The sequence below is a fragment of the Pseudomonas sp. KK18 genome, from assembly GCF_037094675.1.
Lineage (GTDB): Bacteria > Pseudomonadota > Gammaproteobacteria > Pseudomonadales > Pseudomonadaceae > Aquipseudomonas.
On the sequence record NZ_CP146605.1, the window covers coordinates 229,286 to 241,912 of the forward strand.

General features: G+C 61.5%; 11 protein-coding genes. 8 read left to right on the forward strand and 3 right to left on the reverse strand.

What is annotated here, in order from left to right; genetic code table 11:
• Positions 1-133 precede the first annotated feature (133 nt).
• Together gabT and V6607_RS01020 are read left to right on the forward strand one after the other, a co-directional pair.
• Positions 134-1,411 (forward strand): 4-aminobutyrate--2-oxoglutarate transaminase, encoded by a 1,278-nt coding sequence (gene gabT, locus V6607_RS01015; protein WP_087693631.1) that lies wholly within the window; start codon positions 134-136, stop codon positions 1,409-1,411.
• A gap of 137 nt (positions 1,412-1,548) precedes the next feature.
• A complete protein-coding gene (locus V6607_RS01020) occupies positions 1,549-2,757 on the forward strand; it encodes an HDOD domain-containing protein (protein ID WP_003218151.1) in 1,209 nt (402 codons plus the stop codon).
• 120 nt (positions 2,758-2,877) lie between these two features.
• Here V6607_RS01020 and V6607_RS01025 read toward each other — a convergent pair whose 3' ends face one another.
• Both V6607_RS01025 and desA read right to left on the reverse strand, forming a co-directional pair.
• Complete coding sequence (locus tag V6607_RS01025; RefSeq protein WP_102367869.1) at positions 2,878-3,876, reverse strand: sensor domain-containing diguanylate cyclase; 999 nt, start codon at positions 3,874-3,876, stop codon at positions 2,878-2,880.
• 390 nt (positions 3,877-4,266) lie between these two features.
• Complete coding sequence (gene desA / locus V6607_RS01030) at positions 4,267-5,451, reverse strand: delta-9 fatty acid desaturase DesA (protein WP_087693634.1); 1,185 nt, start codon at positions 5,449-5,451, stop codon at positions 4,267-4,269.
• 166 nt (positions 5,452-5,617) lie between these two features.
• Here desA and dibA point away from each other — a divergent pair, with 166 nt between their 5' ends.
• The 6 genes from dibA to V6607_RS01060 all read left to right on the forward strand — a co-directional run bounded on the left by dibA (position 5,618) and on the right by V6607_RS01060 (position 11,972).
• Positions 5,618-7,528 carry a phosphodiesterase DibA gene (gene dibA / locus V6607_RS01035; RefSeq protein WP_008433689.1) on the forward strand — a complete coding sequence of 637 codons (1,911 nt, stop codon included), beginning with the start codon at positions 5,618-5,620 and terminating at the stop codon, positions 7,526-7,528.
• 322 nt (positions 7,529-7,850) lie between these two features.
• Positions 7,851-8,033 carry a sulfur starvation response protein OscA gene (oscA, locus tag V6607_RS01040; RefSeq protein ID WP_003170956.1) on the forward strand — a complete coding sequence of 61 codons (183 nt, stop codon included), beginning with the start codon at positions 7,851-7,853 and terminating at the stop codon, positions 8,031-8,033.
• Between the two features lie 76 nt (positions 8,034-8,109).
• On the forward strand, positions 8,110-9,120 hold the full coding sequence (locus V6607_RS01045; protein WP_003218143.1) for a sulfate ABC transporter substrate-binding protein: 1,011 nt from the start codon (positions 8,110-8,112) through the stop codon (positions 9,118-9,120).
• A gap of 163 nt (positions 9,121-9,283) precedes the next feature.
• On the forward strand, positions 9,284-10,102 hold the full coding sequence (gene cysT, locus V6607_RS01050; protein ID WP_003218141.1) for a sulfate ABC transporter permease subunit CysT: 819 nt from the start codon (positions 9,284-9,286) through the stop codon (positions 10,100-10,102).
• Positions 10,103-10,115: 13 nt separating this feature from the next.
• Positions 10,116-10,988 carry a sulfate ABC transporter permease subunit CysW gene (gene cysW / locus V6607_RS01055; protein WP_003218139.1) on the forward strand — a complete coding sequence of 291 codons (873 nt, stop codon included), beginning with the start codon at positions 10,116-10,118 and terminating at the stop codon, positions 10,986-10,988.
• A gap of 3 nt (positions 10,989-10,991) precedes the next feature.
• Complete coding sequence (locus V6607_RS01060) at positions 10,992-11,972, forward strand: sulfate ABC transporter ATP-binding protein (protein ID WP_003218138.1); 981 nt, start codon at positions 10,992-10,994, stop codon at positions 11,970-11,972.
• 126 nt (positions 11,973-12,098) lie between these two features.
• On the opposite strand, the gene V6607_RS01065 is transcribed toward V6607_RS01060, so the two are convergent.
• On the reverse strand, positions 12,099-12,623 hold the full coding sequence (locus V6607_RS01065; protein ID WP_003218136.1) for an Mpo1-like protein: 525 nt from the start codon (positions 12,621-12,623) through the stop codon (positions 12,099-12,101).
• Positions 12,624-12,627: the final 4 nt, after the last annotated feature.

Consider the following 12,627-nt stretch of genomic DNA (forward strand, 5'->3'; position numbering starts at 1 on the left):
CTTTGCGTGTTTCACCCGATATTCGTAGTGGCCGGGAAAGCTGTGGCAGTCGATCATCGCATGCTGCCGTAGTTGCCTCCCCGCCACGTATTCCTTGGACCACGCCACCCGATGAGTGGCGAATGAGGACTTTATGAGCAAGACCAACGCATCCCTGATGAAACGCCGCGAAGCCGCTGTACCACGCGGTGTTGGCCAGATTCACCCGATCTTCGCCGAGTCGGCGAAGAACGCCACCGTGACCGACGTTGAAGGTCGCGAGTTCATCGACTTCGCCGGCGGTATCGCCGTGCTGAACACCGGCCACGTGCACCCGAAAATCATCGCCGCCGTGACCGAACAGCTGAACAAGCTGACTCACACCTGCTTCCAGGTACTGGCCTACGAGCCGTACGTTGAGCTGTGCGAAAAAGTTAACGCCAAGGTGCCGGGTGATTTCGCCAAGAAAACCCTGCTGGTCACCACCGGTTCCGAAGCGGTAGAGAACGCCGTGAAGATCGCCCGCGCCGCCACTGGCCGTGCCGGCGTGATCGCGTTCACCGGCGCCTACCACGGTCGCACCATGATGACCCTGGGCCTCACCGGCAAAGTCGTGCCGTACTCGGCCGGCATGGGCCTGATGCCAGGCGGCGTGTTCCGCGCGCTGTTCCCGAACGAACTGCACGGTGTGAGCGATGACGACTCCATCGCCAGCATCGAACGCATCTTCAAGAACGATGCCGAGCCGCGTGATATCGCTGCCATCATCATCGAGCCGGTGCAGGGCGAAGGCGGTTTCTACGTCGCGCCTAAATCCTTCATGAAGCGCCTGCGCGAACTGTGCGACAAGCACGGCATCCTGCTGATCGCCGACGAAGTGCAAACCGGTGCCGGCCGTACCGGTACTTTCTTCGCCATGGAACAGATGGGCGTTGCCGCCGACCTGACCACCTTCGCCAAATCCATCGCAGGCGGCTTCCCGCTGGCCGGTGTGTGCGGCAAGGCTGAATACATGGACGCCATTGCTCCGGGCGGCCTGGGCGGCACCTACGCTGGCAGCCCGATCGCTTGCGCCGCGGCCCTGGCCGTGATGGAAGTGTTCGAAGAAGAGCACCTGCTGGACCGCTGCAAGGCTGTGGGCGAGCGCCTGGTGACCGGTCTGAAAGCGATCCAGGCCAAGTACCCGGTGATCGGCGAAGTGCGTGCCCTGGGCGCGATGATTGCGGTCGAGCTGTTCGAAAATGGCGACAGCCACAAGCCGAACGCCGCTGCTGTCGCTTCCGTGGTGGCCAAGGCGCGTGACAAGGGCTTGATCCTGCTGTCCTGCGGCACCTACGGCAACGTGTTGCGCGTGCTGGTTCCGCTGACTTCGCCGGACGAGCAGTTGGACAAAGGCCTGGCGATCATCGAAGAGTGCTTCTCCGAGCTGTGATCAAAAGTTGACCTGATCGACAAAAAACCCGCTTAGGCGGGTTTTTTTGTGCCCGATGAACGGTATTCAGCCGTTGTTCATTGTACGCAGGCGGCTCCTTTGTCTAAGGTGCTGGTATTGCCGATGGAGCGTGCTGGATGACTGCTGTTGATTTACCGGCTGTACCCCGTGTGTTGATTGCCGAGGCCGACCCTTGGTCCCGAGATCTGCTCAAGCAGGTGTTGCTGAATGTGCGCTGTGACGCACGGCTGGATGTGTGTGCCGATGGCCAGCGGGCCACCGAGTTGCTGCGTGACAAACCCTATGACCTGATCATTGCCGATTGGGAGCTGCCCGGCGTCGATGGCCTGAGCCTGCTGCGCAGTGTGCGCCTGCAACGGCGTACGCCGCTGTTGCCGTTTATCCTGCTGAGTACCCGCAACGACAGCGCCAGTGTGCGCGAAGCCTTGCCGCTGGCACCGACCGCGTACCTGACCAAACCCCTGAACATGGAAAGCCTGACCCAGCGCCTGCAGGACTTGCTGCTGAACGAAGGTGAGACGGTGTATTGCGAAGTCCCGGCCCTGGCGCCGGGCATGACCTTGCCGGTGTTTCTGGAGCGCCGCCGGGAAGCCTCAGACGGCGCGCCGCTGCGGGTCGACGTGCAGGCTGCGGTGCAACATAGCCTGGAGCCGGAGGGCCTGGACCTCAAGCGCCTGGAAGAGCAGGTGCGCATGGACCCGCAGATTACTGCCGTGTTGATCGCCGCCGCCAACAGCGCCGGCCATCACGGTTCGCCGGTACAGACCCTGGGCATGGCCCTGCACAAGCTGGCGGCGGGGCAGAGCATGAACCTGATCCTGGGGCTCGCCCTCAAGCACAACGTGGTACTGAGCGACCCGAGCCTTGTGGATTACGCCGAGCGTCATTGGCAGCTGTCCCAGCGCACCGCTGACTACGCCCGCAGCCTGGCGCGCATGCTCGACCTGGATCACGAGCGCTGCTACAGCGCCGGGATCCTCCATCGCCTTGGCGACCTGGCCTTGCTGCGGTGCCTGCAAGACTGGCTGCTGGGCGGTGGCGAACTGGATGATGAAGCGATTGGCGAGTCCCTCTACACCTTCGGTGCGGCCTATGGCTCGGCACTGCGCACACGCTGGCGCCTGCCGCTGGAGTTGCGCCAGTTGATCGCGGCGATTTATTCGCTGGAGGGCGGGGTGTATTCCCGCGAAGCGCTGGTGATGAACCTGGCGGCGCAACTGGCGCGGCTGACCGAGCATGAAGGCGTCGAGGCATTGGCGAAAGGCAAGACGGCACGCTTGCTCAAGGTGGGTTTGCCGGAGTTGACGCGTATGCGCAAAACCTAGCAGGCGATGCGGGCCAGTGTGGGAGCTGGCTTGCCTGCAATAGCATCATCCCGGTACAACTGACACACCGAGGTGCCTGCATCGCGGGCAAGCCCGGCTCCCACAGGTCATCGTGTAGCGTCAGCCGGGGAGCACGCGGTTTTTGCCCTGGCGCTTGGCCTCGTACATGGCCGCGTCAGCGCGGGCAAACAGGCTGTCCACGTTGGCGTCCTCGGCGGTCAGGCTGGCCAGGCCCTGGCTGACGGTGACCGCAAAGCTCTCACCGTCGTGGCTGAAGCTCAGCTGCGCAATCTCGTGCCCCAGGCGTTCGGCCACCTGCATTGCCATCTCCGGGGCACAACCGGGCAGTATGGCGGCGAACTCTTCGCCGCCAATGCGCCCGAACAGGTCGCCACGGCGCAGAACTCCCCGACCGCTCTCGGCGATACGCTGCAACACCTGATCGCCTTCCAGGTGGCCGTAGGTGTCGTTCACCACCTTGAAGTCATCGATGTCCAGCAACAGGAACGCCAGGGGCGTGCCTTGCAGGCAGGCGCGTTCAAACTCGTGGTGGGCGCACTCGAAGAAATGCCGGCGATTGCTGCTGCGGGTCAGCACATCGGTGGTGGCCAGGCGGTGCAGCTCGAGCTCCAACTGCTTCTTTTCGGTGATGTCTTCGGCTATGCCTACCACGATCACCGGCTGGCCGGGCTCGGCCTGCTGGTTGATGTAACACTTGTCGCTGAGCCAGCGGATCTGCCCGTCGGCGGTGATGATGCGGTACTCGCGGTCTTCCACGGCGCCGCTGTGCAGCACCTGGGCCAGGCTGTGCTCGGCGTAGTCGAGGTCTTCGGGGTGGATGCTGTTGCGCCATTCCCGATAGTCGGTCAACAACATGCCCGCCGTACGTCCGAAAACCCGCTCATAGGCCGGGCTGACGTACAGCACGCGGCGAGTGTCCCACTCGATTGCCCAGAGCACGGCATTCACACTGACCAACAGCGAACTCAGCAGTTGCTCGCGTTCACTCAGCCGTTCCACTTCGCCCTGGGCATGCATCAGGGCCAGCAACGTAGCGGCGGCTGCCGGTCGTGGCTGTTCGAGGACGGGGGTGTCGGTGAAGGTCTTTTCGTGGACCATCGGCACAACTCTCTCTGGGCAGGCCGCGGGGTTGGGCAGCGGTCACAACAAGGGCCGCCGGGATGGCGAAGTGTTGATTGAGAGGGGGAATTTGCTGCGAAGTTCCGTTATCAGCGCCGATTAGAGGCGACCAAGAAATGGCGCCAGAAACATGTAGGAGCGAGTTTGTTGGGGGGAGGGGCTTGCTGTGGGGAAGGAGTTGCGGTGGGGAGGGGGCTGCTGTCGGGAAGGAGCTGCTGTGGGGAAGGAGCTTGTTGTGGCGAGGGAGCTTGCTCCCGCTGGGCTGCGTAGCGGCCCCAAAATCTTGGGAGCGCTGCGCACTCCAGCGGGAGCAAGCTCCCTCGCCACAGAAGCTCCCTTGCCACAAAAAATCGGCTCGCTACAGCCGTATCAGGCCGCGGCAGGCCGCAGCGAATAGGTCTTCAGCTGATGGGCAAAGTCCCGCAGTGATTGAATCCCGCTCGCCTCGGCCTCGTGCACCCATTCCTTGATCGCCGCCAGCATGTCGTGGCCGTTGGTGCTGGTTTTCAGCCAGATCTGTTGCAGCGCCAGGCGCTTCTCGTAGATCACTTTCAAAGCCTGGCTGTGTTCCAGCATGCTCTGGATGCGCACATGGTGGCGGTCATCCAGCAGGCTGGTCTCCCGCGACAACAGGCGCTTGGCGCGATGGAATTGGTGGCGCACCGAGTGATCGACCTTTTCCAGTTCCTGCTTGACCAGCGGGCCAATCACCAACTTGCGGTACTGGGCCATGATCTGGAAGCGGTTGTTGAGGATCGCCATCGCGGTATCCATGTCCAGGCTGCCCTTGCCTTCGACCCGGTGAGCGATCGGCGCGACCCGTTGCACCTTGGCCAGGCGCAGGAAGCTGAACACTTTGATCCAGGCCCAGCCCAGGTCGAACTCCCACTTCTTCACCGACAGCTTGGCGGAGTTGGGGTAGGTGTGGTGGTTGTTATGCAGTTCTTCGCCACCCACGATGATGCCCCAGGGAATCAGGTTGGTCGCCGCGTCGCGGCATTCGAAGTTGCGGTAGCCGATGGCATGACCCAGGCCGTTGATTACGCCGGCAGCCCAGAACGGGATCCACATCATCTGGATGGCCCAGATGGTGATGCCGATGGTGCCGAACAGCAGCAGGTCGATCACGCCCATGATCGCCACGCCCAGCAGCGGGTACGGGGTGTAGAGCTTGCGCTCGATCCAGTCTTCCGGGCAGTTCTTGCCGTAGATGCGCAGGGTCTCGGGGTTCTCGGCTTCGGCGCGATACAGCTCGGCACCTTTGCGCAGCACGGTGGACAGGCCCTTGATCACCGGGCTGTGGGGATCGTCGACGGTTTCGCACTTGGCGTGGTGTTTGCGGTGGATAGCGGTCCACTCGCGGGTGTTCTGCGCCGTGGTGAGCCACAGCCAGAAGCGGAAGAAGTGTTTCAGGCCAGCATTGAGCTCCAGGGAGCGGTGGGCTGAATAGCGGTGCAGATAGACCGTGACCCCGACAATGGTCACGTGGGTCATCAACAGAGTGACTGCCACCAGTTGCCAGGCCGACAAGTCAAGAAAACCGTTGTACCACATAGGCTGTATGGCCCTCAGATAAAGAAAAAACCAGCTTGCGCATTATCACTAAGCCTACAGATAAAACCAGCCGCCCTTTCAGATAGGAGTGACTGGATGTTTCTTATTCTATAATCCGTAACCTTTGTAGGGCGAATCTGGTTTTTTAGTAAGGATTACTGAACATATGCTGTTTTCATACCGAGGTGCCCTGCGTGCCGGGCTGATGTACCTGCTGGTTTCGATTGTGTGGATTCAGCTCAGCCATCAGGTATTGATCAACTTTATCGATGAACCCGTGGAGCTGGGCCGCTGGCTTCAGATACGCGGTTACCTGTGGGTCAGCCTCAGTGCCCTGGCGATCTACCTGCTCTGCGCACACTTTGCCCGGGCCAACCTGATCCAGCAGCCACTGAAGGAAAACCGCGAGCGCCTGCGCCAGGCCGCCGCCGTGTTCGATTGCACCCGCGAAGGGGTGCTGGTCACCGATGCTCTGGGGCTGATTGTTCACGTCAACCGGGCCTTTATCGAAATCACCGGCTACCAGTGCGAAGACGTGCTGGGGCACCAGCCGAGCCTGTTCAAGTCCGGGCGCCACTCGGCCAGTTTCTACCAGGCGATGTTCGAGACGCTGGAACGTGACGGTGAATGGAGCGGTGAAATCTGGAACCGCCGTAAAAGCGGCGAAATCTACCCACAGTGGCAGACCATCCGGGTGATCCGTGATGAGCAGGGCCATATCAGCCACTACGTCGCGGTGTTCTCCGATATCAGCGCCATCAAGCACTCCGAGAGCGAGTTGGCGCACCTGGCCCATCACGACCCGCTGACCGACCTGCCCAACCGCCTGCTGTTCACCGATCGTGCCGAACAGGCCCTGGCCTCCGCGCAGATCCATAAACGTGGCTGTGCCTTGCTGCTGCTCGACCTCGACCATTTCAAGATCATCAACGACAGCCTCGGCCATAACGTCGGCGACCAGTTGCTCAAGGCCGTCGGCGAGCGCCTGCAAGGCCTGTTCGGCCCCGGCGTGACCCTGGCGCGCCTGGGCGGCGACGAGTTCGCGGTGCTGGCGGAAAGTTGTCCACAGGTGGGCCAGGCCGCCGCCCTGGCGCAACGTATTCTCGACGCGATGAAAGAACCGGTCATCTTCGACGGCCATCAACTGTTTATCAGCGTGAGCATCGGGATCAGCCTGTTCCCCAGCGACGCGCTGAGCGCCGAGCAACTGCTGCGCAACGCCGACTCCGCGTTGTTCAAGGCCAAGAGCGCCGGCCGCGAAGGCTATGCCTTGTACACCGAAGAACTTACCGCCCACGCCCAGCACCGCGTGGAAATGGCCGGTGAACTGCGCCGCGCGCTGGATCAGCAGGAGCTGCGGGTTTACTACCAGCCAGTGCACGACCTGCAAGACAGCCGAATGATCGGCGTCGAAGCCCTGGTGCGCTGGCAGCACCCGGAGCGCGGGCTGGTGCCGCCGGGGGAATTCATCCCGATTGCCGAGCGCACCGGACTGATTGCCGACATCGACGCCTGGGTCATGGACCAGGCCTGTCGCCAGATGTGCCAGTGGCTGGCAGACGGTGCACCGTTGACGTTTCTCGCGGTGAATGTGTCCAGCCGCCTGTTTGCCCGGCGTGAGCTGTATGAGCAAGTGGCCAAGGTGCTGCACGACACGGGGCTGGATCCGGCGCTTTTAGAGCTGGAAGTCACCGAAAGCGCGGTGATGGAGGACCCGGAAGTCGCCCTTGAGCAAATGCATCGCCTGCGTGAGCTCGGCTTGCGCCTGGCTATCGACGACTTTGGCACCGGTTATTCATCGCTGCTGCGGCTCAAGCGCTTGCCGGTGCAGAAGCTCAAGATCGACCAGGGTTTTGTCGCCGGGTTGCCATGGGATGAAGACGATGCGGCGATTGTGCGGGTAGTGATCGCGTTGGCTCAGAGCATGGGCATGCAGGTGCATGCCGAGGGCATCGAGCAGGTTGAGCAGGCGCGGTTTCTATTGGAACAGCGCTGTGACCTGGGCCAGGGGTACTGGTTTGGTCGGCCGATGCCGGCCAGTGAGCTGGATTGGGCGAGGGCGCCGACCATTCGTTAACCACCGCCTGTCCTGATTTCAAACAGGGCCAAAATGTGGGAGCGGGCTTGCTCGCGAAGGCGGTGGGTCAGTCAGCAAATCTGTCACTGACCCACCGCCTTCGCGAGCAAGCCCGCTCCCACATTTGGATCTCCACACGGCTTTATTTCACGGGTCGTCCCGCCAAACCCCTCGCAACCCCTCGTCCCATCAGAAAATTCTTTCTGGTTATATAAACATTCTTAAATAGTATTTTTAAGAATATCCGCGCTTATCTACTATCGCCCTCACGCCGCAAGCAGTGCCGCCACTGCGAGGCACTTCTCATTTCAGGAGCACGACCATGAGCGCATCTCTACGTAGCGTTGACGGCCAGGACGAAGCAGCCATTTTGCGCGAGATCCAGAGCGCCCTGCGCGATCTGCGGTTTGGCGCGGTGGAAATCACTGTGCACAACGCCCAGGTAGTACAAATCGAACGCAAAGAGAAATTCCGTTTGCAGAACCCGGGCAACAAACCGAGCTGAGCAACACCGGCGATTCGATTGCAAGACCCGCAACTATAAGAAAAAAGCCAACACCCAAGAATTTCAGGAGCCTTCTATGTCGTCGATTCGCCGTTATGCCCTGGCAGCACTGGCCAGTGCCGTGTTTGCCGGTTCCGCTGTTGCCAAGGATTACGAACTGCTCAACGTGTCTTACGACCCCACCCGCGAGCTCTACCAGGACTACAACGCTGAATTCACCAGCTTCTGGAAGCAGTCGCACCCGGGTGACAACGTCAAGATCCAGCAATCCCATGGTGGTTCGGGCAAGCAGGGCCGCGCGGTAATCGACGGCCTGCGCGCCGACGTCGTGACCCTGGCCCTGGCCGGCGACATCGACGAAATCGCAAAACTGGGCAAGACCCTGCCGGAAAACTGGCAAACCCGCCTGCCGGACGCCAGCACCCCGTACACCTCGACCATCGTGTTCCTGGTACGCAAGGGCAACCCTAAAGGCATCAAGGATTGGGGCGACCTGATCAAGAAAGACGTGTCGGTGATCACCCCGAACCCGAAAACCTCCGGCGGCGCCCGCTGGAACTTCCTAGCCGCCTGGGCCTACGGCCTGAAAGCCGGTGGCAGCGAAGCCAAGGCCCAGGAATACGTGAAAGAGCTGTTCAAGCACGTGCCGATCCTCGACACCGGCGCGCGCGGTTCGACCATCACCTTCGTCAACAACGGTCAGGGTGACGTGTTGCTGGCCTGGGAAAACGAAGCCTTCCTGGCCCTGAAGGAAGACGGCGGCGCCGACAAGTTCGACATCGTTGTACCTTCGCTGTCGATCCTCGCCGAGCCGCCAGTGGCCGTGGTCGACAAGAACGCTGAGAAAAAGGGCAATACCGAGATCGCCACCGAGTACCTCAAGCACCTGTACAGCCCGGCTGGCCAGGAGATTGCGGCGAAGAACTTCTACCGCCCACGCGATGAGAAAGTCGCCGCCAAATACGCCCAGCAGTTCCCGAAACTGGACCTGGTGACTATCGACAAAGACTTCGGCGGCTGGAAAACTGCCCAACCGAAATTCTTCAATGACGGTGGCGTGTTCGACCAGATCTACTCGGCGCAGTAAGCAAAATCAAACTGTAGGAGCCAGCTTTCTGTGGGAGCCGGGCTTGCCCGCGATAGCATCACCTCGGTGTAACTGATACACCGAGGTGCCGGCATCGCAGGCAAGCCAGCTCCCACAGAAGCTCGCTCCTACAGTGGTATCTACCCGCTAACCAAGGACTCTTATGTCGCGTCGTATCTCCCCCGTCATACCCGGCTTCGGGCTGACGCTGGGCTACACCGTGGTGTACCTCAGCCTGATCGTACTCATCCCCCTTGCGGCGATGTTTGTACATGCCGCTCAACTCACCTGGGATCAGTTCTGGAACATCATCTCCGCACCGCGTGTGCTGGCGGCGTTGAAACTGAGCTTCGGCACTGCGTTGTATGCCGCGATCATCAACGGCGTGATCGGTACCCTGCTGGCATGGGTACTGGTGCGCTACACCTTCCCCGGGCGCAAGATCATCGATGCGATGATCGACTTGCCGTTCGCCCTGCCCACCGCCGTCGCCGGTATTGCACTCACCGCGCTGTACACGCCCACCGGGCTGGTAGGCCAGTTCGCCGCCGACCTGGGCTTCAAGATCGCCTATACCCCCCTGGGCATCACTCTCGCGCTGACCTTCGTCACGCTGCCATTCGTGGTGCGTACCGTGCAGCCGGTGTTGGCCGATATCCCCCGGGAAATCGAAGAAGCCGCCGCCTGTCTCGGCGCCAAGCCCCTGCAAGTGTTCCGCTACATCCTGGTACCGGCGCTGCTGCCTGCCTGGTTGACCGGCTTCGCCTTGGCGTTTGCACGAGGTGTCGGTGAGTACGGTTCGGTGATCTTCATCGCCGGCAACATGCCGATGAAAACCGAGATCCTGCCGCTGCTGATCATGGTCAAGCTCGACCAATACGACTACCACGGCGCCACGTCCATCGGTGTGCTGATGCTGGTGGTTTCCTTTGTCCTGCTGCTGCTGATCAACTTGCTGCAGCGGCGCATCGAACACCCATAAGGAGGCGCGGAACATGTCCCAATCGTCTATTTCCGCCGCGTCCTCGGCCAACGCTGCCCGTCGTGGCAGTGCGGTGTCCCGACGCATCCTGATCAGCCTTGGCTGGCTGGTGTTCTTCCTGTTTTTGTTGCTGCCGCTGTTTATCGTGGTGTCCCAGGGCCTGAAGAATGGCCTGGGTGCGTTCTTCACCGCGATCCTTGAGCCGGACGCGCTGTCGGCGCTGAAACTCACGGTGATCGCCGTGGTGATTTCGGTACCGCTCAACGTGGTGTTCGGCGTCAGCGCCGCCTGGTGCGTGAGCAAGTACTCGTTCCGTGGCAAAAGTATCCTGGTGACCCTGATCGACCTGCCGTTCTCGGTATCGCCGGTGATCGCCGGCCTGGTCTACGTGTTGATGTTCGGCGCCCAGGGCTTCTTTGGCCCGTGGCTGCAAGACCATGACATCCAGATCGTGTTCGCCTTGCCGGGCATCGTGCTGGCGACCATCTTTGTCACCGTGCCGTTCGTGGCCCGTGAGCTGATCCCGCTGATGCAGGAGCAGGGCACCCAGGAAGAAGAGGCCGCGCGCCTGCTGGGCGCCAACGGCTGGCAGATGTTCTGGCATGTCACCGTGCCGAACATCAAGTGGGGCCTGATCTACGGCGTGGTGCTGTGTACCGCGCGGGCCATGGGTGAGTTCGGTGCGGTGTCGGTGGTGTCCGGCCACATTCGCGGCGTGACCAACACCTTGCCGCTGCACGTCGAGATCCTCTACAACGAATACAACCACGTCGCCGCGTTTGCCGTCGCGAGCCTGTTGCTGATCCTGGCGCTCTTCATCCTGCTGCTCAAGCAGTGGAGCGAGAACCGTATCAACCGCCTGCGCAAAAGTGCTGGTGAGGAATAAGTCATGTCGATCGAAGTCCGTAATGTCAGCAAGAATTTCAACGCCTTCAAGGCCCTGAACAGCATCAATCTGGACATCCAGAGTGGCGAGCTGGTGGCGTTGCTGGGCCCGTCCGGCTGCGGCAAGACCACCCTGCTGCGGATCATCGCCGGTCTCGAAACCCCGGATGCCGGCAACATCGTGTTCCATGGTGAAGACGTCTCCGGCCACGACGTGCGTGATCGCAACGTCGGCTTTGTGTTCCAGCACTACGCGCTGTTCCGCCACATGACCGTGTTCGACAACGTCGCGTTCGGCCTGCGGATGAAACCGAAAAACCAGCGCCCCACCGAAAGCCAGATCGCAGTGAAAGTCCACGAGCTGCTGAACATGGTGCAGCTCGATTGGCTGTCGGATCGCTACCCGGAACAACTCTCCGGCGGCCAGCGCCAGCGTATCGCCCTGGCGCGCGCCCTGGCGGTAGAGCCGAAAGTGCTGCTGCTGGATGAACCCTTCGGCGCCCTCGATGCCAAGGTCCGTAAAGAACTGCGCCGCTGGCTGGCGCGCCTGCACGAAGACATCAACCTGACCTCGGTGTTCGTGACCCACGACCAGGAAGAAGCCATGGAAGTGGCGGACCGCATCGTGGTGATGAACAAGGGCGTGATCGAGCAGATTGGCTCACCGGGCGAAGTCTACGAAAACCCGGCCAGTGATTTTGTTTATCACTTCCTCGGCGACTCCAACCGCCTGCATTTGGGTGAAGACAAGCACGTGCTGTTCCGCCCGCATGAAGTGTCGTTGTCGCGCCATGAACTGGAAGACCACCACGCGGCTGAAGTGCGTGATATTCGCCCGCTTGGCGCGACCACCCGGGTGACCCTGAAGGTCGAAGGCCAGAGCGAGTTGATCGAGGCTGAAGTGGTGAAAGACCACGACAGCCTGACGGGTTTGGCGCGGGGCGAGACGTTGTTCTTCAAGCCCAAGGTCTGGCAAAAAGCCTAAAAGCGCCGCAAAACCCATGTGGGAGCGGGCTTGCTCGCGAATGCGGTGGTTCAGTCGGTACATCCGGTGACTGACACTCCGCTTTCGCGAGCAAGCCCGCTCCCACATTTGGATCTCCAGTGTTGCTCAGGCCGTGGCGTTCTTGTGCCGCACGGCCACGGGCCCCGAGCGCTCTTCAATCTGCCGCTTCAGGTCATGCCGCAGCCCCACCAGGAACGCCAACTCCGCCACCACGAACAACGGCCCCACGATCAACCCGGACACGTCATCGACAAACGCCGGCTTGCGCCCCTCGTAGTAATGCCCCACAAACTGGATCACCCAGCCCACCACGAACATGCCGATGCCGCTGCTCAGCCACACCAGCGTGCTTTGTGCCGCCAGCACATGCCCGGCCCACACCGACAGGCCCATCAGCACCGTCATCAACACGCCGAGCGCCAGTTCCAGGCGCAGGTAGAACCATGCCGAAAGCAGCGCCACTACCACCGCGGGCGACAGCCACAGCCCGGCCACCGTCCATTCGGGGCGTGACAGCAGCACGGCCACGGCCACCACGATCAGCGGGATGCCGATAAAGTGGCTGGCGATATTGCGCGGGTCGCGGTGGTAGGCGGCGTATTGACTGAGATGGTCGACGAGGCTTTTCATTGTT